The organism is Chryseobacterium lathyri, from assembly GCF_019970085.1.
Lineage (GTDB): Bacteria > Bacteroidota > Bacteroidia > Flavobacteriales > Weeksellaceae > Chryseobacterium > Chryseobacterium lathyri.
In genome coordinates, this window is sequence record NZ_JAHXYG010000003.1 from 608,531 (window position 1) to 632,337 (window position 23,807).

Consider the following 23,807-nt stretch of genomic DNA (forward strand, 5'->3'; position numbering starts at 1 on the left):
TTTTAAGATATAAATGGATACAGTGAGGACGTAATTTCCCGGTAATGCAGGGACGTTCAAAGTATCATCTATATGAGCTGAAGCTTCAGACCGCGAAAGCATTGTCAATTCAGAATAGGCAGGTCTCCTGACTTGTAACAGTTTTTATCATCCTTCCCGCTTCTGGCAGTGGATATACTTGGATAAAAACCTTTGTCGTGTTACTTACAGTTGCGCGACAGCTCGTGATTCTCATACGATTCCCTATTAATCTACGTTATGTAAAACCTCTTCTGTTTGATGAAGTATGTTAAAGAACAAAATCTATGTCAAAGGTATTGATTAAAGTGAATTGATTGGTTAATTTGCAAAAATTAGGAATATTATTTTGTTTTGGTCTTATTTTAAAGTTAAAAATTCTGTAAATTTGAAAAACATAACCTCAAAAAGAATATTATTCTGTGGAAAGACTTGACGAAAGGGATCTTCAATTGCTCAGAATCCTGCAAAAGAATGCTAAATTGACTGTAAAAGAGATTGCAAAAGAAGTCAATCTTTCACCTTCACCTGTTTTCGAACGGATGAAAAGACTTGAGCAGGAAGGATATATCAAGCATTATGCAGCTGTACTGGAAGCAGAAAAGCTGAACCGTGGGTTTACTGTTTTTTGCCAGATTAAACTTAAAATCCATGACCGTTCTGTAGGAAATCAGTTTGTTGAAGATATCTTACAGATTGATGAAATTGCTGAATGCTATAATATTTCAGGAGATTTCGATTTTCTCCTGAAAGTTCAGGTAAGAGATATGAAACATTACCAGGACTTTGTGTTCAATACGCTGGGTTCATTAGATTCTATAGGAAGTGCACACAGCACTTTTGTGATGGCCGAGGTTAAAAATATTCACGGAGTAAGTATTTAAAAATAAAAGCAGCACCCATAGGATACTGCCATTATAATTTTTTAAATCATTACATTTTTCAATCTTTAAATAAAATTAACTGCTCCATTCTCACTACTGCATTTTGTTGATATTCTTCAGTCAGATTAAATATTTTTCCCAGTTTTTGGGAAGCACTGATAAAACTGATAAAGGTGCAGAGCTCCGAAATTTCTTTTTCGGAAAAGAATTCTCTCAACATGCTGAAATGGCTCTTGAGTATGGAACGGTGATCTTTAGAGAATAGCTCTGCGAAGCTTACGGCTACAGAAATTTTAAGATCTGACTGGCTGAAATCGGGTCTTCCGCCTTTTACCATGCAGTATTCACAGCCATTGCCAAATGCAAGTGTTCTTCGGATCTGTTCCAGTAAATCAGAGTCTAAACTGGTATTTTTGAAGAAAGTCTCTTCAAGTCTGTTCCAGTGGTATAGTATTTCAGTGTTATGGCCAATAAGTTTTTCAAATGGTGTATTTCCATTGTCTGAAAATTCAATTGTTGTCATATTTTTTTATGTCAAATTTCTGTCTAATTCATATAGTTTTAAAATGGATTTAATGGTTAAATTTTATAATTTTGATTATTTCTACTGATTTAATCTAAAAATACAATGAAAATAGTTTTAGACGATTTTGATTATAAAATCTTACGGTTACTGTCTGAAAATTCCAGATTAAGTTATGCTGAAATAGGGCGTAACATCTCCCTTTCTCAGTCTGCTACAAAAGAGAGAGTACAGAACCTTACCGATACCGGTGTTATCAAAAGTTTTACAGCAGATATTGATTATGGCCTTCTCGGATATAGCCTGAGAGTCATTATTCATCTGAAGTTTAAAAATGATGAGTTTAAAATATTTATTGACCACCTGAAACACTTCCCCGAGATCATCAGCTGTAAAAGAATCACAGGAGAATACTGCCTCATTGCTGAATGTGTGTTAAAAGACAGTGCCCACCTTGAACAAATTATTGACAGGCTGTTAAAATTTGGAATTCCTTCCACATCAGTACAGCTGTCTGAAATAAAAGCGAATCATTTTTTTTCAGGCTCATAAGAGAAATTTCTTACGGAAACAAAAAACAGCACCCGAAAACGAATGCTGGCTGATTTTTAAATCATTAAATTTTTCAATCTTTAAATAAAATTATGGCTCATCACAGTCCTGTTTCAGCTTCGTAAAGATCTTATCAAACTTTTCATAAAGCGCTCCCTCATCATTAGGATCTGGTCTGAAACTGCCGTTGGCACAATTGTAGAAACCGAAACCAATTAATTGAATCAGTGCATAATCATCTTTCTTCGGATCGTTGAATTGAGCCTTGAACCTATCTATTACAGATTGTGGATCAGCATTATCCTTGCTTTTTGCTTCAACAAAGTTTTTCCAAACGGTGTACATTTTCTGTTTGTCTGGAGAAGAAACAGCATCAATATATTGTTTGCAGGTATCGTAATATTTGCTATTTTTAAGTGATGCAGGATCAGAGTAGGCGATAAGCTCTTCTTTTTTCAGTTGATATTCATTTTCAAAAGTCTGAATGGTTTCCTGGTGAAGCTTTTTCCACTCGGGAAGATTAATAACTTTAAGGTTATACAGCTGGCTTTTCTTTTCCTGATACTGCTTTTCCAATTGTTGCAGATAAATGTTTTTATTTTTTCGGACATCTTCAAGATCCGAAAGTTTAAAGACCGCATGAGTGTCGAACAAACCACTGTTGAACTGATATAGGAGCTTATAAATCCCGTCTATTTCCTCTTTTTTATATTTTCCAGGATTAAAATATCCTTTATTATCGCAGTTGAAAGTCTGGTAAGGGTAGAGTACCAGACTGTTATTCTTACTGCTTGTTTTCTGTCCGAAGACTGCTGCAGAAAGAGCCAATGAAAGTGTAAAAAGTAATTTTTTCATTTTATTTCTATACAATACTTTTGATGCGTAAATGCTGCAGAAGCATGATGGTTTTTGCATCCATGATTTCTCCGCTGTCTATCATGGTAAGGGCATCATTAAAAGGAAGTTCTAAAACTTCAATATGCTCTCCCTCTTCTTCGAGTCCTCCACCGTTTGCGATCTTCATTTCAGAAGAATATTCAGCGATAAAGAAATACAGGATTTCCGTTACGGAGCCAGGAGACATATAGGCTTCGAACACTTTTTCCACCTTAGAAATTTTATAACCGGTTTCCTCTTCCGTTTCTCTTTTTATACAGTCTTCGGGGTTATCATTGTCCAAAAGGCCGGCGCAGGCTTCAATAAGCATTCCTGTGGCATTCCCATTGATGAAAGTAGGAAGCCTGAACTGTCTGGTTAAGATCACAGTACCTGAAATCTTATTATAAAGGAGGATAACCGCTCCGTTTCCTCTGTCGTAAGCTTCTCTGCTATGGGTTTCTGTGGTTCCGTCCTTTTTTGTAATGTTGTAAGTGACTTTATTAAGTGTATACCAGTTGTCTGATAAAATTTCTGTTTTAAGAATAGTAATGTTAGGATTCTGCATGGGAATATCTTCTCTTTTATATTTAATGATGTGGGTCTGATAGGCCTTATATATAAATGCTAAATTAATATTTCTTTTTCAACAAGCCCCTAAATTTCCCTTAAAATCAGAGAATCTTTATCACAAAATAAACAGTAAGCAGCCATTTCAGCTTCTATTGACCTCGAAGGTGCTTCTTTAAATATACGGAAGTTGCAGAATGCTGTGCTGATAAGAGGTCTTTCACGGTTCCTTCAAATACAATACTGCCGCCCAGTTTTCCGGCTCCAGGACCGATATCAATAATCCAGTCTGCCTGAGCGATGATGTCCAGGTTATGTTCAATAACGATTAAGGTATTCCCATTATGTATCAGTTCATCAAAGAAAGAAAGCAGCTTTTCATTATCAATAGGATGAAGGCCTGTGCTGGGCTCATCCAAAACAATAATCTTATCTGTACGGTTCAGCTCTTTGGTCAGTTTTAAACGTTGTCTTTCACCTCCGGAGAAGCTGTCCAGCCGCTGCCCCAGAGTCAGATAATCCAGTCCTAATTTAATCATTAGACTGAGTTCATGCTCAAATCCGGGTCCGGGAAAAAACTGCAGGGCTTCCAGAACGGTCATATTCATGATATCAGCGATATTTTTACCCTTGTATAGATATTGTAAAACTTCAGGTTTATATCCTGATCCGTGACAGACTTCACAGGGCTGTTCAATATCATCCATAAAAGCAAGGTCTATTTTTTCCACGCCCAATCCCCTGCAATTGGAACAGGCGCCTTCACCGTTGCGGCTGAAAAGCTTTTCAGAAACATTATTGGCATTGGAGAAAAGTTTTCTGACAGTATTTGACAGATTGAGATACGTTAACAGATTTGAACGGATACTGGCTGTAAAAACAGATTGATCTACTACGGTTACCGGATAGGATAAGGGTAAAACTTTATTGATCAAAGTGCTTTTCCCTGATCCTGCCACACCGGTTACAACATTCATTATGCCTGTAGGTATTTTTACACTCACATTTTTTAAGTTATGAAGATGAGCATTTTTAATTTCAAGATAGCCTTTTGCTGATCTAGGGACGTTATTATAAGTACGGGCTTTGTTAAAATAATCGGCTGTTTTACCTTTTGCATTTTTTAAATGATTAAAAGTTCCCTGATACATAATTTCACCGCCGTTTTTCCCCGAATCAGGTCCCATATCCACAATAAGATCGGCTATTTTGATGAGATCCGGGTCATGTTCAACAATTAAGACGGTATTGCCTTTATCCCTTATTTTTTTGATGATGTCTACAATATGGTCAATATCTTTAGGGTGGAGGCCGATACTGGGTTCATCAAAAATATACAGCAGATCCACAAGGCTGTTTCCCAGCTGCTTTACCATTTTTATCCGTTGGGATTCCCCTCCTGATAGCGTGTCAGTTTGTCTGTCCAGGGTCAGATACTGCAAACCTATATCAATTAGGTTCTGAAGCTTTTTTATCAACTCATTAATTATAGAAGAATATATTTCCGATGACAAGCTCTGAATAAAAACGAGAAGTTCATCAATGGAGAGTGAGGTACAGTCTGCAATGCTTTTACCTTCAATCTTACAGGACAGAACTTTTGAATTGAGCCTTTTCCCCTCGCAAAGCGGACATGGTTTAGTAATTATGATTTTTTTTAAAGTATCTTTTCGCGTAATATTCTCTTTAGAATCCTTTTTCAGAAATGAACTTTCAATTCTGGGAATTACGCCTTTATACCGGACTGTTTTTCCCCATTCTTTGGTCGGATTTTTGGGAAGATGTTCTTTGGCATTCAACAACATTTCCCATTCTTTTTCTGTAAAGTCTTTAAGCTTTTTGTCATTGTCAAAATACCCGGAATAAATATAGCGTGTCAGCCTCCATCCTCCAGGCTGAAATGTGGGAAACCGTATCGCGCCTTCATTCAGTGATTTGTTTTTGTCAAAAAGAGTTTCCGTATTCACGGTCTGTACATAGCCCAAACCTTCACACTCGGGACACATCCCCTGAGGATTGTTGAAAGAAAATACATTGGAATATCCCACAAATGGTTTTCCTATTCTGGAAAAAAGTAGCCGGAGGGAAGCATAAATATCTGTTGCTGTTCCCACTGTTGAGCGTGCATTTCCTCCCAGCCTCTTTTGATTGATGATAAAAGGGACATTAAGGTTTTCTATTTTTTCTACATTCGGAACTCCAAAATGCTGTAAACGGTTCCTTATGAAACTGTTTTGTGTCTCATTAATCTGGCGTTGGGCTTCGGCACCTATCGTTTCAAATACCAATGATGATTTTCCAGATCCTGAAACTCCTGTGAAGACCGTTATTTTATTTTTTGGAATGCGTAATGAAATATTTTTCAGATTATTCTGTCTTGCGTGAGTGATGATGATTTCTTTCATAATAATTCATTAACTTTGTTAATAGTTAACTAAGTTAAGTATTTTTATGGAAATAGAAAAGAATCAATTTTTTAATACGTTTACTGATCTTCAGTGTTTTATATTGGCTAATATGAACAAGGGGAACATCAGCGGTGTTACAGCAACGCATTACAATATTATAGAATATATATACCGGAAGGATCAGGTTACCGGAAAACAAATTGCTGCGGCATTTAAGGTCAGCCAGGCAGCCGTATCAAAACAGATCAAATTCCTGATCAGTAATGAGCTGGTCGAACAGAAACAAAGTATTTCCGACAGAAGAATATTTAATCTTTCAGCGACAGAAAAAGGTAAGTTTCTGATCAATAATTCTGAAGATTTCCGAAAAACAGTAGCCGATCAGGCTTCTGCTATCTTAGATAAAACAGAATTAGAAACATTAACAGCTTTGCTTAATAAGGTTCTGGAAAATTTGAAAGTCTGAGTGTGGCTTCACTAGGATATGTATATAATACTTTTTTTGTTTCTAAATTACTTCTCTTTCAGAAGATTTTCCAGAGATCCCCTCAGATCAGGGAATTTAAATTGGAATCCTGTATCCTGTATTTTTTGTGAAGAAGCCCGTGAGCCTTCCAGTAAAGCATCTGCCAGCTCTCCAAACATCAGTTTTAAAACAAATGCAGGTACATTAGGCATAAATAAAGGTTTTTTCAGGACTTCAGCTATTTTTTCCGTTAAATTCTCATTGGTAGTATGCTGAGGAGAAACTGCGTTGTAAGCCCCATCCATATCAGAGTTTTTCAGGGCTGTCAGATAAATAGAGCAAATATCGTCAATATGAATCCACGGCATGTATTGTTTTCCATTCCCTAAAGCAGACCCAATGCCGTATTTTATAGTGGGAACCATTTTCTTCAGTGCCCCGTCTTCTTCAGAAAGAACAACGGCTGTCCGTATTTTCACAACCCTTTCTGCCAGGTTTTGTTCTTTGAAATCATCTGCCGATCTTTCCCACAAAACCACAACCTCACTCAGAAAGTCATTTCCGGGAGGATCTTTTTCAGTATAAAATTTTTCTGTTGTTACCGTTCCGTAATAATTGATTCCAGAAGCGGAAATAAAAGATTTAAGCTGTATTTTTTTCTTTTTTACTGTTTTTAAAAGAAGTCCTGCAGAATCTACACGACTGGATATCAGTTCACGCTTTCTTTCCTTGGTCCATCGTTTTTCTGAAATATTGGCGCCAGCCAGATGAATAATGTGGGAAACATTTTCAAGAGCAGATTCATCGATTGTTCCGTTTTTAATATCCCATTCAAATTCATTCTCATGCCTTTTCTTTCGCGTCAGAAATCGTACGGAGTATTCGTTTTCTATTTTTTTTGAGAGTTTCTGTGCGATCATTCCGCCGGCACCGGTGATAAGAACAATTTCTTTCATAATTGAATATTTAGGGTAAGTAGGGAATTATGTCTGATTCTTTACAATGAGTACAAAATCATCTTCCAGAAGCTTATAGCCGTAGTCATAAATAAACCTGTATTCAGAGCCATTTTTATAAACTTTCAGATTGGTGAAATAATCGAAATCAAAACCTAAGCCATCCATCCTTGATTTTGCAATTTTCGCTTTGCCATCTGTATTCAGTTCCATAAGGATACGGTAATTTCTGCGGAGTTTGTTGTTCACATTCCGCATCAGATTAGTAGAATCTTTGTTCTGCTTATTATTGTAGGCATTCCGGCAGGCATCATTACAGAATTTCTTATCAGACCTCCCGATAATTTTTTCGCCACATTCGAGACAGTTCATGCTTTTATTTTTTCATTTTGTGTGAATGTTCATGTTTTTTTCTTAATAACCGTTTAAAACTTGTATGAGAAGGATAGCTTCTATTCGGAGTTATATTGTTGAATAAAAGAGCTGCGAGTAAAAGAATGATGCAGCCTGATAAAACCGGAGAAAGTACATACCAATATCCAAGGTCCGGAATTTTTCCTGTAGAGCTTACTGCAATCAGAGCGGTTGCTCCTCCGGGCGGATGAAGGGTTTTTGTATACTGCATCAAGACAATAGAAAAAGCTACAGCCAGAGGCGCAGCAAGCCATATGATATCAGGAACGATTTTATAAACCGTAACTCCCACAAGCGCTGAAATAACATGTCCACCCACTAAATTTCTGGGCTGGGCAAGAGGACTCTGAATGGCCCCATAGATCAGAACACTTGATGCACCAAAGGAACCGATGAGGAAGATGTTCTCAGTGGCAGCCAAAGTATGGGACTGAATAAATGCAATAATTCCGATCCCGACAAATGCTCCTAAAAAAGACCAGAAATGCTCTTTATAATCAACCAGTGTTTCTCGGTAAATCACATATTTCGAAACCCTGAACGTTCTTTTTATTGTTTTCTTCACAATTTCTTTCTATTAATTAGTATTCAAAAGTTTCATAATGATTGACATTTTACTCAAATTCCAGTAAAAATCTTTTGTCTTCAGGATAATATTTTGCCTTTTCATAATCATCTCCTGCAAATTTCCTGATACTTTCATAAGAGTCCCATTCGGTAACAGTAAAAAAATGACAAATTTCCTGATCTTTTTTTCTCAGTATTTTTGTAGATAGATTTCCTGGGGTATTTTTATAGTGTAAAATACCTGTTTCTTCAACGTATTTAAGGTATTCATCTGCCTTCTCAGCATTGACAACTCCATGCCATATTCTGGTAATCTTTTTCATATTTAATTTTTTTCAGTCGGTTTATTTATAATTTGAATTAAATTTTCAATGAAAGGTTGGGTATAAAGCCCTTCTGTATCATAATCAGGATCCAGTATATGGGATTTATTCCTTTATGAAAACCAAATTTCCTGAGCCATTCAGGAAGTTTTCTTACTCCCGGTTCTATCTCATGCTTCTTTTTAGTGAGCCCAAGATTTAAAGGAAACTCAAAAATAGTGATGTCCTTTTTCATAGCTTGATTTGATCAAAGATACGGAAATACTCGACAACAAACGAATACAAATGAATTTAAATAGTTTATAACCGACTAAGATGCTTTGGTGTAACAATCTTTGCAACAGAGATTTGAGAAAGACAGTGAACGTCTCTTATCTGAATTATTAATCTTAAAAATTTTAAAGTTATGTCACTAAGAAACAAAGTAACATTAATTGGTTACACAGGTAAAGAAGTTGAAACAGTAAACTTCGAAAGCGGAAATGTAAAAGCAAGCGTGTCGCTAGCCACCAGCGATCATTACACGAATGCAAAAGGCGAAAAAGTGGAAGAAACACAATGGCATAATCTGATTGCTTTTGGAAAGACAGCTGAAATCCTTCAGAAGTATGTACCCAAAGGAAAAGAAATTGCAATTGAAGGAAAACTTACCTACAGATCGTATGATGACAAAGACGGCGTTAAGCGTTATATAACCGAGATCAGAATCGATGAGATCCTGCTTTTAGGAGGTAAATAATTTTAAAAACACAAATGATGAATGTAAAAGTTTTTAAAATCAGACTTTCCAAGGAATTTCTTCATAGAGATCAAAAAATGCTTGATGATTTTCTTGACGTGAACGAAATTATAAAAGTGGAAACCGCTTTTGTAAACGATGAATGTTATTGGTCCGTAATCCTGTATTTTGAAGAGCTGAAAACAGCTAAAAATACAGTGAAGGAACCAAAGGCAGTAAAGTACTCTGCAGATAATGATACTTTAAACTCCGATGAAGAGAAAATTTTAGATGCCCTGAAATACTGGAGATCTGAGAAGGCGAAAGAACAGAATCTCCCCACTTATTTTATCGCGAGCAATAAAGAACTGATGTCTGTGGCTAAGTATAAACCTGCTAAAAAAGAAGAGCTGCTTGAGATCAAAGGTTTCGGAAAACATAAGATTGAAAACTATGGTGAAGAGATCCTGGAGATTCTTGAAAGCGTCTGATTTTTGAACTTCTTAATGATGATGTATCAGGAGCTGAGGGAGAAATCTCCCTCAGCTTTTTTATCTTTCGGAAAAGTCCTTTCAATTCCTTATTTTTGCATCTATCAAAATGACATACAGCAAATGAAGCCAAGTTTAGCAAAAGGAACGAGAGATTTTACAGCACAGGAAGTTTCAAGAAGAAAATATATTATTAATATTTTACAGAATAATTTTGAATTGTTCGGTTTTCAGCCACTAGAAACCCCAAGCTTTGAAAATCTTTCTACTTTGACAGGAAAGTACGGAGAAGAAGGTGACCGATTGATCTTTAAAATTTTGAACTCAGGGGAATACGCTTCAAAAGTGAATCAGGAAGACTGGGATAATAAAAATCATCAGAAACTTATTTCTCAAATTTCAGATAAAGCGCTCCGTTATGACCTTACCGTACCTTTTGCAAGATTCGTGGCGATGAATCATGGTAAGCTGACATTTCCTTACAAACGTTACCAAATTCAGCCGGTATGGAGAGCAGACCGTCCACAGAAGGGTAGATTCAGAGAATTTTACCAATGTGATGCAGATGTGGTAGGAAGCGAAAGCTTATTACAGGAAGTGGATTTGGTTCAGCTATATCTGAAATCATTCTCCGATCTGAAAATTCCTGTTACCATCCATATGAACAACAGAAAGATCCTTTCCGGTCTGGCAGAATATGCAGGTATTACTGATAAACTGATTGAATTTACTGTAGCTCTCGATAAACTGGACAAAATAGGAAAAGAAGGAGTTGTTAAAGAATTACTGGAAAGAGAAATTTCTCAGGAATCTATTGATAAATTGGAGTTCTTATTTAATCAGTCCGATGATGCGCTGGAAAATCTTCTGCAGTTAAAAGAAAAATTTGCTGACAGTGAAATTGGACTGAAAGGAGTGGAAGAACTTGAATTTGTCCTTACTCAATCTCTGAACCTTGGTGTAGATATGCAGAATCTGGTATTCAATATTACGCTGGCCAGAGGTTTAGATTATTATACCGGGGCTATTTTTGAAGTGAAAGCGGATGAGGTGGCAATGGGTTCCATTGGAGGTGGTGGTAGATATGACAACCTTACAGAGGTTTTCGGAGTTAAAAATATTCCGGGAATCGGGATCTCGTTTGGTTTGGACAGGGTTTATCTGGTGATGGAAGAGCTTAATCTTTTCCCTGAAGAAGCTTCAATGAAAGTAGAATACCTTTTTGCTAACTTCGGAGGAGAAGAAACGGTAGAAGCTTTAAAACTGATCATGCAACTAAGGGAAAAAGGAATTTCCGCTGAACTGTATCCTGAAAATGCAAAACTGAACAAACAGTTTACCTACGCTGAAAAGAAAGGAATTAAAAACCTTGTTTTTTTAGGAGAAGAAGAAATTAAAAACGGAACAGTTACTTTTAAGGATCTGGGAGCTGGAGAACAGAAAACAGTTTCTTTGGAAGAGTTTTTAGGGTAATATTCTGGAAAATATAAAATTAAAAAGCATTATCGATTGATAATGCTTTTTGCATTTACTGGTATTAATACTTGTGCGAGTTATGTTTTTGTAAGAATGACTGTTAAATTTATTTTTAAAATAATAGACTTATGTCTTTCCCTATTTTAGAAAAAAATTAAATTTGTAATATCTACCATTTATAAAAGCTAATAATGAGTGAAAAATCAAGACTTGACGAAATAAAAGATGAACTGGAAATATTAGATATCAATCCCACCATTTTTGCCAGAAAAGAAATTCATGCGTTACCGGATGTCCTTTCGGAGAATGAAAGAATTGTGTATTTAATTGAAGGAAGAAATAAACTGACTAATCATCATATCATCTTAGTAGCAACGGAAAGAAGACTTATTTTTGTGGATAAAGAATTCATGTATGGGCTGAAGGTAGAAGATTTTTCTTACGATAAAGTAAGTTCTATACAATACGAGAAATCCTTAATGCTGGCTTCCATAGATATTCATATTTCGGATAATGTTCTTGAAATTGATAATGTTGGAAAATATTATGCAGAATTATTTTGTGAAAAAGTAAGGGACTTTATGGCCCGTCCTAAAGAATATTTTCAAAGTAAATCAGAACCTTCAGTTTTAGATCAATTGGAACAGTTGGGGAGACTCAGAGAAAGTGGAGTGTTAAGTGAAGAAGAATTTGCAGAACAGAAAAAGAAACTGCTGAACCAGCCTTTGTAAATATAACGAGCAAACCATGATGGACATCGTGCCTTATAATATTATAGAGAAATGGTTGAGGGCATGGTCATTGTCCAGAAAACTTCCTCTTCCGGTAAGATACAAATCCGGTTTTAAAGTAGAAGTAGGAGAAGAAAGGCAGAAAATAAGATATGTTTTTCCTGAGATCAATGATGATTTCATTGAACTCTCAAAACAGATTGATGAACCCTGGATTTACCTCAAGGTTTGCGCCTCTCCGGATGAGGTAAAAAATAGGGTATCAGAAAAATGGATAATTCAGCCTCCCGGATACATGATGTTCTGTTCCAGTCCGATGAATATTTCACGGAAAAGCCTGGGCGAAAGCTATCGGCTTGAATATGAAAACTACAATTCCACAACAGCGGTTAAGATTATTGATGAAAATGGAGAGTTGGCTTGCATAGGCAGAATTGTGCTTGCAGATGATCTGGCAGTTTATGACAGAATTGTAACAGCAGAAAACCATCAAAGAAAGGGACTCGCTACTTTTCTGATGCATGAACTCAAGAAAATTGCAGTATCAAATGGTATTTACAACAATTTTTTAGTGGCAACAGAGCAGGGAAAATCACTTTATGAAACAATGGGGTGGGAGCTTTACAGTTCTTATACATCCATTGTTATTCCCGGAATTTGATTGTTTGTACATAAGTATTAAGTAAAATAATCTCAAAACATTTTCTAAATTAGCATTAAACAAACACCATGGAAAATTACCTGGAAATCAATAAAAACTCATGGAATGCCAAAGTAGACCCTCACCTGAAATCAGATTTTTATTTTGTGGATGAATTCTTAAAAGGAAGAAACTCACTCAATCCGATAGAGCTGGAGCTTCTAGGAGATATAAAAGGTAAAAATATTCTGCATCTTCAATGTCATTTCGGACAGGATTCTATTTCCTTGTCAAGAATGGGAGCTCAGGTTATTGGTATAGACCTGTCTGATAAAGCTATTGAAGCAGGAAAAGAGCTTGCACAGCAATGTGGTACCGATACCAAATTTATCTGTTCGGATGTATATAACCTTCCGGGTATTCTTGATCAGAAATTTGATATCGTCTATACAAGTTACGGAGCAATAGGCTGGCTTCCTGACCTCGATAAATGGGCAGAGGTCATCAGCCATTATTTAAAACCATGTGGAAAATTTATAATGGCGGAATTTCATCCTGCCGTCTGGATGTTTGATGATGATTTTACGAAAGTTGCCTACAATTATTTTAATGAAAAACCTATTGTAGAAACCTACGAAGGAACCTATGCTGATCAATCTGCAGATATTGTTCAGCAGTATGTGATGTGGAACCATTCTTTAGCTGAAGTGCTGCAGAATCTGATAAATCATGATATACAACTGGAAAAATTCCAGGAATTTGACTGGTCACCTTATCCGTGTTTCAACCATGTGGAAGAATTTGAAAAAGGGAAATGGCGGATTTCAAAGTTTGATAATAAATTGCCGTTGGTTTATGCTTTGAAAGGATATAAAAATTAATTTTACAGTATCATTTAAAATAAAAAGTCATCATAATCCTGAGATTACGATGACTTTTTATATATGAATGTTAAAAAAACTAATCTGTTTTTAGCTTAAAGAATCTTCAGCTTTTGTTTTAGCTTCGTCTACTTTATTCTGAACTTGGGATGCAACATCATTGGCTTTGTTCTTCACGTCATTTCCCCATTTGTTCAGGTTGTCTTTTGCAGTATTGATTTTATCTTTTACAGCCTGCTTTTCTTCAGGTGTAGAGTTCTTGTATTTCCAATATGCTAAAGCACCTACCCCTAGTAAGGCCAATAGCCCTTTTGTTTTATTTCCCATGATTTTTATTTTTAATGATTTATATTAAAACTTGTTACTAGTAAACATGTAAAATACGTGCCAAAAAATTAAATAGGATAATAAAAAAATGTTAAAATTATTGAAAGACCTGAAAGTCTTCTCCGTCAAAACTTGCAAAGACCATCGTAGGATAAGAATCCTGATGGTAGATATTTCCGTCTTTATCAATAGCGATAGCCCCTGCAAAGCCATCTATGGTTTTAAGCTCCTCAAATGTCTTATTAAAAGCCTGTTCCAGACTCATTCCGTCAGTAGTTCTCGTTACAATCTTTGCAGCAGTGGCATTGCTTACAATATCTTCTCCTACGCCCGTGCAGCTCACTGCACAAACTGAATTGGCATAATTTCCTGCTACCGTCGCCGAATCTGAAATCCTTCCAGGAATCTCAAAGCCTTTCCCGCCTGTAGAGGTTGCTACTGCCAGCTTTCCATCTTTATCAAGAACCACGCAGCCTACTGTTCCTTTACCGCCATTATTAAGTTTAGCTTCATATTCACTTCTTCTTTGGGGAATCTCCGTTGAGAAATTCTCGAAACCATGTTCAGAGGCATAAATCTTAGCACCATTACCACCCAGAACCCTGTCATCCTCTTTGATTAGCTCTTTTGCGACAAAAATCGGATTCTTTACATCCTGAAGATTGATTACACCGCTTAACTTCTGCGTTTCTCCATCCATAATTGCTGCGCTCATACGGATCACACCGTCACTTTGTATCTGAGAGCCGATGCCTGCATTGTACAACGGATCATCTTCCAGAAGAGAAACAGCATAAGCTGCCGTATCAAAAGCAGAATGCGTCTGAAGATATTCAAAAGCCTTTTGGACAATCTGTTTTAAAGAATTTTGTTTTGCCGTCTTTACTTCATGACTTTGATCGCTTTCAGAGAAAAAACCGCCGTGGATAATGATTTTCATAAGATTGTATTTGCCAATTGTGAAAAGTCAATGGTCAATTTTAAAGATAATGATAAAATTTTAACCGGTGAAATTCACTATTCACCATTGACCGTTAACTTTTATTTATCCTGTGGGATAGGGTTGAACTGTGAATTTTCGATCGTAAGTTTCTTTGTGGTAAGGTCGTAATGATCATTCATAGACATAACATGTACCGTAAGATTATCGATTGAAATAGGTTCACCCAGGTTGATATTCGTAAGGTTGGTATCCTTAATAAATCTTCCATCTACCAGGATCACCAGCCCTGAACCTACAGCTGTCATAATATCATTATGGATAAAAAGTCCGGTGTCTTCACCCAGTCCTATTCCCAATGTTCTCGGATTGTTGACTACAGCCTGAAAAAGACGCCCGATTCTGCCACGCTGTACGAAGTGTGTATCAATAATTACATTATCTATAAGACCCAGCCCCTGCGTTGTTTTAATTTCTCCCTTTAAAAGAGATTCAGAGCTGCTTCCCTGGTAGATCATATTTTCAGAAGCCGCCGCCGCACCGGCAGAAGTCCCTGAATAGATAAAATCCTGCTCCTGGTATTTCAGTAAGATAGTATCGTGAAATCTTGTTCCACCAAGAATAGAAGTCAGCCTGAGCTGATCTCCCCCGGTGAACATCACAACATCTGCTGCATTAGCTCTGGCTGCCATAGCATCAGAATTGGCCTCTTCACGGTTGTGGATATCGAGAATATTTACATTTTTGGCGCCAAGAAATTCAAAAGCTTTTTTGTATTCTGTGCCTACAATTTGAGGGATCTGGGAGGCTGTGGTTACAATTTCGATGACAGAATTTTCCTTAAGCTTAGATTCGTTAATGATCTTTCTTAAGATTCCTCTTTCAAAAAAGTTAAGGTTTTTTTCAATGTTCTGGTCGAAATCGGTTTCTGCAAAGCTTCCTTTGTTTACAGCTCCTCCGATAATAATTAATTTTCCAACGGGTCTCATCATAGTGTGCAAATTTAAAAAATAATTAACATTTGGCGAAATTCATGCCACATTTTAATGATTTTTAATGTTTTAGAATTGTTAATTTTTTTTAATTTTTTTTTGGGAATCTTTAAATGTGGTATAGTTTGGTTTAGGGTTTTACATTATCTTTGATTTTTGAAGGAGTTATTGTTAACTGATAAAATGCAAATAGATTATGAAAATTGAGAAGATACAGGCACTGCGAGGCCCAAACATCTGGAGTATCAGAAGAAAGAAGCTGATACAGATGAGGTTGGATCTTGAAGAAATGGAGAATTATCCTACCAATAAAATCGACGGTTTCAGAGAAAGAATTGAAAAGCTGATCCCTTCTCTGTTTACCCACAGGTGTTCAGAAGGAGTGGAAGGTGGATTCTTTCACAGAATAGAAACGGGAACCTGGATGGGGCATGTCATAGAACACATAGCGTTGGAAATACAGACGCTGGCAGGTATGGATGTAGGCTTCGGAAGAACCCGCGAAACAAAATCACCGGGAATATACAATGTTGTTTTTAATTATATTGAAGAAAATGCAGGCATTTATGCTGCTGAAGAAGCTGTAAATATAGCCCAGGCTTTAATAAATAATAAAGAATACGATATTAATGCCTGTATACAGAAATTGAAGGAGATCAGAGAACGTGTCCGCCTGGGGCCTTCTACAGGAAGTATCGTGGAAGAGGCTGTTTCCAGAAAAATTCCATGGATAAGATTGGGAACAAATTCTTTGGTGCAGCTTGGATATGGGGTAAACCAACAGCGTTTCCAGGCTACCATTACAGGAAAAACAAGCTCAATTGCGGTAGATATTGCATGTAATAAAGAACTGACGAAAAAAATGCTCCATGATGCTGCTATACCTGTTCCTATCGGAGATCTGGTGATGGATGAAGAAGGTCTGGACAGCGTTATAAAAAGAATAGGCTATCCCATTGTACTAAAACCATTGGACGGAAATCACGGAAAGGGTTCTTCTATTAATGTAAACGATTGGGAAGCTGCAAAAATAGGATTGGAACATGCCCAGAAATATTCCAGAAAAGTCATTGTAGAAAAATATATTACAGGATATGATTTCAGGGTTCTGGTGATTAACAATAAAATGGTTGCGGCAGCAAGGAGAGTTCCCGCCCATGTAGTAGGTGATGGGGAACTGAATCTTCAGGAACTGATCGATAAAGAGAACAGAGATCCGAGAAGAGGTTATGGCCATGAAAATGTGCTTACCGAAATAGAAGTAGACAAAGATACATTGGAACTTCTTGAAAAGCTTCAGTACACCCTTGAAACCGTCCCTCAGAAGGGAGAAGTGGTTTATTTGAAATCAACGGCTAATCTTTCTACAGGGGGCACTTCCATAGATGTTACTGATATGGTGCATCCGGAGAATATCACCATGGCTGAAAGAGTTTCCAAAATTATAGGTCTGGACGTCTGCGGCATCGATATTATGGCAGAAAACCTGACTCAGCCTCTTAAAGAAAGCGGCGCAGCCATTATTGAAGTAAATGCTGCTCCCGGATTCAGAATGCACCTGGCGCCAAGCGAAGGTTTACCGAGAAATGTAGCTGCTCCGGTAGTTGATATGCTGTATCCTCCGGGGAAGCCGTTCACCATTCCCATTATCGCCGTGACAGGAACCAATGGAAAAACAACAACAACAAGACTGATTTCCCATATTGTAAAAAGCAATGGTTACAGAGTAGGCTTTACTACTTCTGACGGGATTTACATACAAAATACAATGCTTTCCAAAGGAGATACTACAGGACCGCTTTCTGCTGAGTTTGTTCTGAAAGATCCTACGGTAGAATTTGCTGTTCTGGAAACAGCAAGAGGCGGAATCCTGCGTTCAGGCTTAGGATTTTCACAATGTGATATCGGGGTTTTGACGAATATCGAAGAGGATCATTTAGGAATGAATGATATTCATAATCTAAAAGACCTGACAAAAGTAAAAAGAGTTGTTCTGGACAGTGTAAAGAAAAATGGCTGGAGCGTCCTGAATGCTGATAATGAATATTCCATGAAGATCATTAATGATCTGGACAGCAATGTCGCGATATTCAGTATGGATGAAAGTAATCCCCATATCGTAAAATTTGCCAAAGAAGGGAAAATTACCTGCATTTATGAAGAAGGTTTCGTGACGATTAAAAAAGGCGACTGGAAGATCAGAATAGGAAAGGCTAAAGATTTCCCGATCACCATGGAAGGAAAGGCCAGATTTATGATCGAAAATGTTTTAGCTGCTAGTTTGGCAAGTTATCTCTACGGTTTCGGAATCGAAGACATTTCCAATTCCTTAAGAACTTTTATTCCGAGTGCGCAGCTTACACCGGGAAGACTGAATATTTTTAAATTTAAGAATTTTAAGGTTCTTATTGATTTTGCACATAATCCTTCAGGCTACCAGGCAATAGAAGATTACCTTAAAAATGTAGAATCTACCAAGAAGATAGGCATTATTTCAGGAGTAGGAGACAGACGGGATGGTGATATCAGAGAATGCGGAAAAATTGCCGGAAGGATGTTTGATTATATCATCATCAGAAACGAAAAACACCTGAGAGGAAGAACGGAAGAAGAAATCAACGGATTGATCATCGATGGTATTAATGAAGCCGGAAGAGATGTGAGCTATGAGATTATACCTAAAGAAATTGAAGCTTTAAAACATGCCATGGGAATGGCTGAAGAAGGAACCTTTATCACTGCTTTAAGTGACGTTATTTCCAATGCAATCGATCTGGTACAGGATTACCAGGCACGCGAGCTTATGGAAGACGATAAAAATTCATAAAATAAAAGATTTATACAAAAACGGCTGAATTTTCAGCCGTTTTTTATTTTAAACAAATTTTCATTCACTTTTTTCATCTATTAGATCTGCAAAATCTGTTTAATCTGCAAAAGGTTTCTTTAACACAAAGCTTTATGAAAAGCAGGTTGTACTTTAAGGAATGTAAACGAGGCGGCGAACCCGCTGATAAAGCTTTTTTGCAACTCTAAAATTTCAAATCAAATAGTAGTTTCGCTTTTTTAAGATACGATTCCGTATCCTGTGAAAGATCAAGAAAATATTCTACCTGCCATTTTTGAGTCGCTTTTGCCTGCTTATTTTCCGTGGGATCCCAGTTTGGATATACTCTGATTCCTCTTTTACCAATCTTTTGATCATGGGACAAAATTCCTTTTTCTATCAGAACTTCTTTAGGAAATATGAAAATTCCTTTATCATTGTCCGTGGAAGCTGAAATTAAATAAAAATCAAACAGATCATTAGAATCAAACGGAGCTGTTTCTCCCTTTTCATTACGTTTCCAGATAGTCACAAACTGGCCTGTTTTAGTTGGTGTTATCTTTGCTGTTCGGAATTTAATATTCAGTTGGTTTAGACCTAAACTGCAACCTGAATACTCTTGGGCTTCTATATCTTCTTCTACATTTAAAAGTTTCAGTCCAAGCGGCTGAAAAATCAGTTCATCGACATTTTTAAGATTCATGAATATCATTTTTTATTGCTCCATAAGCCTTTCTGTAAGCTAACATAGAGACTAATCATTGCAAAAATAGCAAATCCTCCTGAAGGCAGAAGGATTTGTTGTATTAATTGGGTTTTGTTTACTATCCTGTTTTTTGATTTGTCAAATTACTCCTCTCCAAAAAACGTATTAGAACTCCCGATCCATATGGCATCCTTCTTGTTAAAATCCACATTTACCATCGCAGCTTTAGTCATTCTTCCCAAGTTTTCCAGTAGAATAGGACGTTCGTCATTTTCGTGCCAGATGTAAAGCAATCTGATTTCAGCTTTTGAAAACTCTCCGTTGATATCTTCAAAAATTGGTTCATAAGTTACTTTTCTTTGTAAGATATAATTTTCTTTATCCTCAATAGCCTCAGTAATTTCTTTCGTAGGATTTAAATTCACTCCGCTTCCTGCAAATGAAAATAAAGGTTTCAATACAAAATTATCCAGACTTTCGGATTCGGGGAATTCGTGAAGAAAATAGCTCTTCGGAACGAATTGATGCTTTAGAATCGGAAGAAGAAACTTTGAAATCTTAAAGAACCAGTTAGGGTGTGTGATCCATTTAACATCAATATCATCACGGAAATCGAACCCGGTTTTCAGATCCGGAATTCTATCCAGTTCATCAAAAATGACACGGTTATAGATCCTTTTAATCTCAACAGTTTTTCCGTTGTTTTCATAAAACAGCTTTCTGCCTTCTTTTTTTACTTTAGTCAGGCAAACTGTTTTTATTCCCAGTAATTGTTCTGTTAGAGCAAAATCAATGGCTGTTTTTTGTTTCTCTGGAAATATTTCAAGGAGAATAACATTTTCAGGGTCCTCATCACCTATAATCAGCTCTTTTAAATGACTTTTGAACTCAGAATGCGGCATTGTATTTCTGATCTCAGAAAGAAAAGGGTAAACCTCACAAAATGTGTCCTCAAATACTTTTTGAAAAGCATATAAAGAAGGAAATGCCTGCAGTTCTATGAGTTGCGGTTCAATTTGTCCGTTTTCGCTTCGGCAGATCCCAAAATCAATGGTAAAAAAGTGAGGCTGAAGCGTGTCATTCGGCACTCTGCAGTTATCCGGAACAGCCTTGTAAAGCACTTCGGCAGGAAGTGCTTTTATCTGGTCAATAATACTTTCGCTTGCGTCAAGAAGTTTGTTTTTAAACTCAGTAGTAAGAAAGAGCGGGCTTTCTGAAATTCTGAATGCCGGTGCAATATTTCCTTTCTGGGCAAGGCTTTCTTTAAGCTGATCATATTTTTCCTGCGAAAATTCCTGGTTAAACTGTTTTCTGTATTTTGGGATCATATTTTTTCTTTGTGGTTTTTATTTTAAAAAATCGAACATTTCTGTCCGATTTAATCTGTTATGGTTATTGCCATATCTTATTAATAATGCTTCGACTTCGCTCAGCATAACATCTCTAATACTGACTGTTATTTGTTCAGCATTGCCATGCTGAGCAAAGTCGAAGCATCTATTATATAAGCTTAAGCCAAAGCTTCACTTTCCTTTAAAATGTTTTTTTTTGCAGACTGAAGGAATCTCGGAAGGATTTGGCTTCTGGTAAGGATAATCTTGTCTTCATCATCTATTCTGTCTACAGTTTCAAGGTATTTCTCCATGCCGAAGTTCTCAATCATTGCCGTTTTATTCTTTTCGTCTTTCAGATTTTCTATCATGCCTTTGGGATCAGCTTCCGGATGAAACTGCGTTCCGAATATTTCATCTGAAAAACGTACAGCCATTATAGCTCTTTCCAGGTTAATATGTGGTCTGAATTTCTCGATAGCCGTGATTTTCATTCCCAACTCATCAAAACGGTCCATATCCGGCTCAATAAACTGGTACGCTCTGGAATCTACAGCATAAAAAGGATCCTGAAGATTTTTGAACAAAAACTCCTGCTTGCCTTCGTCTGTTTTATGAACCGGCATTACCCCGAAAGAATAAGATTTTCTTTTGCAGATATTTCCCAGCTTCCAGTGAATACTTGCCAATTGGAATGAATGGCAGATCAGGAACAGATATTTTTTATCTTCATTATGTTTATTATGCTTTAAAATATCATCCAGAAAAGCGGCATACCTGTCTTCCCATTCCAAACCTTCTCTGTGTGGGTTTCCAGGTCCGCCAGAAGAAATAAAGATGTCAAAATCTTCAACGTTAGGCATTTCATTCTTAAACCTTACATCAAATGTTTTGATCGTTACATTTTCTTCAGAACTTTGTTGGAATGCTTCTGAAATCTCTTTAATATTTCTAAAGCCTTGATTGACATGGTTGTTGTTCATATCAACCAGAGCGATTCGAATATCTTTCATACTACTTCATATTTTTTGCAAAGTTACCAAAAATATTACGAAGCCGTTTCGCCATGTGTTATGCCATACTCCGTTTCAGAGATCATATAATCTACCACTTTGGTAAGATCTCCGGTTTCATTAAATACTTTAAGCTGTCTGTCGGCTCCTGTTCCGTTTTCCAGGATGGTCCAGGCATATTCAACCTCTTTTCTGCAGTCCAGGTCATCTACTACATCATCAATGAATTCCAGGAGTTCTTTCAACAGATGTGGATAAGGAACGGATTCTTCTTTTCCGAAATCAATCAGATGGGCTTCAATACCGCTTTTAGATGCTCTCCATTTGTTTTCGTTTAGCAATAATCTTCTGTAGCTTCTGAAACTTAAATTTTGCTGGTGAAGTTTATAGATTTTTGCTACTAAACTTTGCATAATGGCAGCCATACAAACTGTTTCCTCTATCCTTAAAGGCATGTCACAGATTCTGAATTCAATGGTAGGGTAGAATGGGTGGACACGCAGGTCCCACCAGATTTTCTTGGCATTATCTATAGTTCCGGTTTTTACCAGAAGTTCTACATAGCTGTCAAATTCAGCCAGTGAATTGAAGTAGCTGGGAATACCGGTTCTTGGGAATTTTACAAAAATTTCCTGTCTGTAAGACTTGAATCCTGTATTTCTTCCGATCCAGAAAGGTGAGTTGGTAGAAAGTGCATAGACGTGTGGAAGAAAATAACGCATCACATTCTGAATCCTTACCCCTTCTTCACGGTTAGGGATCCCAATATGGACATGGAGCCCGAAAATTAAATTTCCGCGGGCAACATCTCCCATATCATCCACGATCTTGTTATACCGCTCACCGTTGGTGATGGTGTTATGTTCCCAGTTAGAAAAAGGATGGGTTCCACCTCCGGAAACCCGAAGTCCCTGTTCATGAGCTGTATTGATTAAATGTCTTCTCAGGTTAGTCAGCTCCGTTCTGGCTTCCTTGATATTCTGGCAGATTCCGGTTTCCATTTCGATCATTGATTCATGCATTTCATGTTTTAGATTTTCACTTAAAACAGCTTTGCCCCCTTCAATGATCTTTGAAACATGAGATATTAAGTCTCTGCTCTCAACATCAATGATCTGATATTCTTCCTCGATTCCTATAGTAAACTGATGCATTTTTTTTTCGTGTTTTTTTATTTTTTTAATGTTTATTTTACGGAGTCTTTTACAAACGTACCCCAAGAGATGTTAGGTTTTCCAGGAACATATTCTTTTGCTTTTTCAATAGCCAGTTTAGCAGAATGCTCTACAATCCATGCAAAGTTTTCTTCACCTACCGAGTTTTTATCTGCATCAGGAGCCGGATTACAGAAATCTATCGCATATGGAATTCCGTCTCTGATGGCAAACTCTACCGTATTGAAGTCGTAGCCTAGAGCTTCATTCATGGTAATAGTGTAATCATGAATTGTTTTTAATAGTTTTTCAAGTTCCTCTCCTTTGGTCTGATGTGTCGTGGCATATCTTAAGTGATGTGGATTACGTGGTTCGTAAGGCATAATATGAACATATTTTTTGCCCAGACAGTAAACCCTGTAATAATCATCGAAAACAATTTCTTCCTGTACCATCATCACAAGCTGTTCTGTTTCGCTTAATTTTTCCCATAGATCTTCAGGATTTTCTACCCTGTATACACTTTTCCATCCGCCGCCGTCATGAGGTTTCATATAGGCAGGAAACCCTACATAATTGAAAATATATTCCCAGTCGTGAGGAAATTTCAGGTTTCTGAATGATGTTTCCGAAGTATCTGTAGGTCTTTCGTGCGAAGGAAGGAGTACTGTTTTAGGAAGCGGAATTCCAAGTTTTGTCATCAGCGCATTATTGAAGAACTTTTCGTCGGCGCTCCACCAGAATGGATTATTGATTACATAAGTTCCGTTAAGTGCTGCATTTTTCAAATAAGCCCTGTAAAAAGGAACATCCTGCGAAATTCTGTCGATAATGACTGCATAGCCGTAATCAGCTCCCTGCTCAAGTTTATCGATATTTACTGCTTCAGCAATGATTTCTCCGCCGCCCAGCTCATTCACTTTGTCGATAAACGCCCAAGGAAATGTGTCTTCCATACCGAATAGAATTCCCACTTTTTTTGCCATAATTTCTGTTTTTAAATTGGTATATGTTTTATTATTT

General features: G+C 37.0%; 27 protein-coding genes and 1 riboswitch. Of the genes, 10 read left to right on the forward strand and 17 right to left on the reverse strand.

What is annotated here, in order from left to right; translation table 11 throughout:
- Positions 1 to 100: 100 nt before the first annotated feature.
- Positions 101 to 286, reverse strand: a riboswitch (cobalamin riboswitch).
- Positions 287 to 440: 154 nt separating this feature from the next.
- Complete coding sequence (locus LC418_RS12155) at positions 441 to 902, forward strand: Lrp/AsnC family transcriptional regulator (protein WP_111958203.1); 462 nt, start codon at positions 441 to 443, stop codon at positions 900 to 902.
- Positions 903 to 960: 58 nt separating this feature from the next.
- Here the strand turns inward: LC418_RS12155 and LC418_RS12160 are convergent, their stop codons facing one another.
- Positions 961 to 1,425: a carboxymuconolactone decarboxylase family protein gene (locus tag LC418_RS12160; RefSeq protein ID WP_223559318.1), complete on the reverse strand. Its 465-nt coding sequence runs from the start codon at positions 1,423 to 1,425 to the stop codon at positions 961 to 963.
- Between the two features lie 105 nt (positions 1,426 to 1,530).
- Here LC418_RS12160 and LC418_RS12165 point away from each other — a divergent pair, with 105 nt between their 5' ends.
- Positions 1,531 to 1,977 carry an Lrp/AsnC family transcriptional regulator gene (locus LC418_RS12165; protein ID WP_223559319.1) on the forward strand — a complete coding sequence of 149 codons (447 nt, stop codon included), beginning with the start codon at positions 1,531 to 1,533 and terminating at the stop codon, positions 1,975 to 1,977.
- Between the two features lie 90 nt (positions 1,978 to 2,067).
- Here LC418_RS12165 and LC418_RS12170 read toward each other — a convergent pair whose 3' ends face one another.
- The 3 genes from LC418_RS12170 to LC418_RS12180 form a co-directional block, all read right to left on the reverse strand.
- Positions 2,068 to 2,832, reverse strand: coding sequence for a hypothetical protein (locus LC418_RS12170; protein ID WP_223559320.1), 765 nt, complete (start codon positions 2,830 to 2,832; stop codon positions 2,068 to 2,070).
- A gap of 7 nt (positions 2,833 to 2,839) precedes the next feature.
- Positions 2,840 to 3,421, reverse strand: coding sequence for a GDP-mannose pyrophosphatase NudK (gene nudK / locus LC418_RS12175; RefSeq protein WP_223559321.1), 582 nt, complete (start codon positions 3,419 to 3,421; stop codon positions 2,840 to 2,842).
- 154 nt (positions 3,422 to 3,575) lie between these two features.
- Positions 3,576 to 5,828: an ATP-binding cassette domain-containing protein gene (locus LC418_RS12180; RefSeq protein WP_223559322.1), complete on the reverse strand. Its 2,253-nt coding sequence runs from the start codon at positions 5,826 to 5,828 to the stop codon at positions 3,576 to 3,578.
- 112 nt (positions 5,829 to 5,940) lie between these two features.
- Here LC418_RS12180 and LC418_RS12185 point away from each other — a divergent pair, with 112 nt between their 5' ends.
- Positions 5,941 to 6,297 (forward strand): MarR family winged helix-turn-helix transcriptional regulator, encoded by a 357-nt coding sequence (locus LC418_RS12185; protein WP_223559323.1) that lies wholly within the window; start codon positions 5,941 to 5,943, stop codon positions 6,295 to 6,297.
- A gap of 47 nt (positions 6,298 to 6,344) precedes the next feature.
- Here LC418_RS12185 and LC418_RS12190 read toward each other — a convergent pair whose 3' ends face one another.
- From LC418_RS12190 to LC418_RS12210, 5 genes are read right to left on the reverse strand one after another with little or no spacing between them, the layout of a single operon-like run.
- On the reverse strand, positions 6,345 to 7,253 hold the full coding sequence (locus LC418_RS12190) for a TIGR01777 family oxidoreductase (RefSeq protein WP_223559324.1): 909 nt from the start codon (positions 7,251 to 7,253) through the stop codon (positions 6,345 to 6,347).
- Between the two features lie 27 nt (positions 7,254 to 7,280).
- Positions 7,281 to 7,625: a hypothetical protein gene (locus LC418_RS12195; RefSeq protein WP_111958185.1), complete on the reverse strand. Its 345-nt coding sequence runs from the start codon at positions 7,623 to 7,625 to the stop codon at positions 7,281 to 7,283.
- Between the two features lie 4 nt (positions 7,626 to 7,629).
- On the reverse strand, positions 7,630 to 8,232 hold the full coding sequence (locus tag LC418_RS12200) for an HPP family protein (RefSeq protein ID WP_223559325.1): 603 nt from the start codon (positions 8,230 to 8,232) through the stop codon (positions 7,630 to 7,632).
- A gap of 49 nt (positions 8,233 to 8,281) precedes the next feature.
- On the reverse strand, positions 8,282 to 8,557 hold the full coding sequence (locus LC418_RS12205; protein WP_223559326.1) for a hypothetical protein: 276 nt from the start codon (positions 8,555 to 8,557) through the stop codon (positions 8,282 to 8,284).
- Between the two features lie 37 nt (positions 8,558 to 8,594).
- Entirely contained in the window at positions 8,595 to 8,792 is a 198-nt protein-coding gene (locus LC418_RS12210) for a hypothetical protein (protein WP_223559327.1), read from the reverse strand.
- A 171-nt stretch (positions 8,793 to 8,963) separates the two neighbouring features.
- Here LC418_RS12210 and LC418_RS12215 point away from each other — a divergent pair, with 171 nt between their 5' ends.
- The 6 genes from LC418_RS12215 to LC418_RS12240 all read left to right on the forward strand — a co-directional run bounded on the left by LC418_RS12215 (position 8,964) and on the right by LC418_RS12240 (position 13,494).
- Positions 8,964 to 9,296: a single-stranded DNA-binding protein gene (locus LC418_RS12215; protein ID WP_048504355.1), complete on the forward strand. Its 333-nt coding sequence runs from the start codon at positions 8,964 to 8,966 to the stop codon at positions 9,294 to 9,296.
- Between the two features lie 14 nt (positions 9,297 to 9,310).
- Positions 9,311 to 9,766, forward strand: coding sequence for an HRDC domain-containing protein (locus tag LC418_RS12220; protein ID WP_223559328.1), 456 nt, complete (start codon positions 9,311 to 9,313; stop codon positions 9,764 to 9,766).
- Positions 9,767 to 9,889: 123 nt separating this feature from the next.
- Positions 9,890 to 11,239, forward strand: a complete 1,350-nt coding sequence (gene hisS / locus LC418_RS12225; protein WP_111958177.1) for a histidine--tRNA ligase — start codon at positions 9,890 to 9,892, stop codon at positions 11,237 to 11,239.
- A gap of 194 nt (positions 11,240 to 11,433) precedes the next feature.
- Positions 11,434 to 11,973, forward strand: coding sequence for a PH domain-containing protein (locus LC418_RS12230; RefSeq protein ID WP_223559329.1), 540 nt, complete (start codon positions 11,434 to 11,436; stop codon positions 11,971 to 11,973).
- A 16-nt stretch (positions 11,974 to 11,989) separates the two neighbouring features.
- Positions 11,990 to 12,634 (forward strand): GNAT family N-acetyltransferase, encoded by a 645-nt coding sequence (locus tag LC418_RS12235; RefSeq protein ID WP_223559330.1) that lies wholly within the window; start codon positions 11,990 to 11,992, stop codon positions 12,632 to 12,634.
- A 68-nt stretch (positions 12,635 to 12,702) separates the two neighbouring features.
- Positions 12,703 to 13,494, forward strand: a complete 792-nt coding sequence (locus LC418_RS12240) for a class I SAM-dependent methyltransferase (protein WP_223559331.1) — start codon at positions 12,703 to 12,705, stop codon at positions 13,492 to 13,494.
- Positions 13,495 to 13,584: 90 nt separating this feature from the next.
- Here the strand turns inward: LC418_RS12240 and LC418_RS12245 are convergent, their stop codons facing one another.
- The 3 genes from LC418_RS12245 to LC418_RS12255 all read right to left on the reverse strand — a co-directional run bounded on the left by LC418_RS12245 (position 13,585) and on the right by LC418_RS12255 (position 15,753).
- Positions 13,585 to 13,821, reverse strand: coding sequence for a YtxH domain-containing protein (locus LC418_RS12245; protein ID WP_111958171.1), 237 nt, complete (start codon positions 13,819 to 13,821; stop codon positions 13,585 to 13,587).
- Between the two features lie 97 nt (positions 13,822 to 13,918).
- Positions 13,919 to 14,761 carry an isoaspartyl peptidase/L-asparaginase gene (locus tag LC418_RS12250; RefSeq protein ID WP_223559332.1) on the reverse strand — a complete coding sequence of 281 codons (843 nt, stop codon included), beginning with the start codon at positions 14,759 to 14,761 and terminating at the stop codon, positions 13,919 to 13,921.
- A gap of 101 nt (positions 14,762 to 14,862) precedes the next feature.
- Positions 14,863 to 15,753 (reverse strand): cyanophycinase, encoded by an 891-nt coding sequence (locus LC418_RS12255; protein ID WP_373426874.1) that lies wholly within the window; start codon positions 15,751 to 15,753, stop codon positions 14,863 to 14,865.
- Positions 15,754 to 15,949: 196 nt separating this feature from the next.
- Between LC418_RS12255 and cphA the strand changes: the two genes are divergently transcribed.
- Positions 15,950 to 18,580: a cyanophycin synthetase gene (gene cphA / locus LC418_RS12260; protein ID WP_223559333.1), complete on the forward strand. Its 2,631-nt coding sequence runs from the start codon at positions 15,950 to 15,952 to the stop codon at positions 18,578 to 18,580.
- A gap of 205 nt (positions 18,581 to 18,785) precedes the next feature.
- Here the strand turns inward: cphA and LC418_RS12265 are convergent, their stop codons facing one another.
- The 5 genes from LC418_RS12265 to LC418_RS12285 all read right to left on the reverse strand — a co-directional run bounded on the left by LC418_RS12265 (position 18,786) and on the right by LC418_RS12285 (position 23,770).
- Positions 18,786 to 19,283: a MepB family protein gene (locus LC418_RS12265; RefSeq protein ID WP_223559334.1), complete on the reverse strand. Its 498-nt coding sequence runs from the start codon at positions 19,281 to 19,283 to the stop codon at positions 18,786 to 18,788.
- A 146-nt stretch (positions 19,284 to 19,429) separates the two neighbouring features.
- A complete protein-coding gene (locus LC418_RS12270) occupies positions 19,430 to 20,614 on the reverse strand; it encodes a hypothetical protein (RefSeq protein ID WP_223559335.1) in 1,185 nt (394 codons plus the stop codon).
- A gap of 182 nt (positions 20,615 to 20,796) precedes the next feature.
- Positions 20,797 to 21,630 carry a type 1 glutamine amidotransferase gene (locus LC418_RS12275; protein ID WP_223559336.1) on the reverse strand — a complete coding sequence of 278 codons (834 nt, stop codon included), beginning with the start codon at positions 21,628 to 21,630 and terminating at the stop codon, positions 20,797 to 20,799.
- A 35-nt stretch (positions 21,631 to 21,665) separates the two neighbouring features.
- Positions 21,666 to 22,784, reverse strand: coding sequence for a carboxylate-amine ligase (locus LC418_RS12280; protein WP_111958159.1), 1,119 nt, complete (start codon positions 22,782 to 22,784; stop codon positions 21,666 to 21,668).
- A gap of 32 nt (positions 22,785 to 22,816) precedes the next feature.
- On the reverse strand, positions 22,817 to 23,770 hold the full coding sequence (locus tag LC418_RS12285; protein ID WP_111958157.1) for an ATP-grasp domain-containing protein: 954 nt from the start codon (positions 23,768 to 23,770) through the stop codon (positions 22,817 to 22,819).
- Positions 23,771 to 23,807 lie beyond the last annotated feature (37 nt).